At 64.7% G+C, this 232-nt stretch carries 1 protein-coding gene; it reads left to right on the top strand.

All coding sequences use genetic code 11. The features are described 5' to 3' along the window. A partial coding sequence (locus AC0IY1_RS25690) for a hypothetical protein (RefSeq protein ID WP_471773390.1) occupies positions 1 to 232 on the top strand: 232 nt, incomplete at both ends.

Here is a 232-nt window from a genome sequence, read left to right as displayed (position 1 = left end):
ACGCGCGTCTCGCCACGGTCCTCATCGGCCAGGCACCCATCGCGGGTCCGAAGGGCTTCAAGAAGGAGACCACGCGGAGCCGTGAGCTCCTCAGCGAGTACCCCCGTTCGCAGTGGTGGCAGTTCGCCGTCATCGACGACCGGCTCATGACCGAGATGGAAGCGATGCAGAAGCAGGACGACGAGTCGAAGAAGCGCCTCGAGCAGCGCTTCCTCGACAAGGGCGAGAAGCT

It is taken from the genome of Methylobacterium sp. AC690 (assembly GCF_979256535.1).
This window is presented reverse-complemented; position numbering and strand designations above follow the sequence as displayed.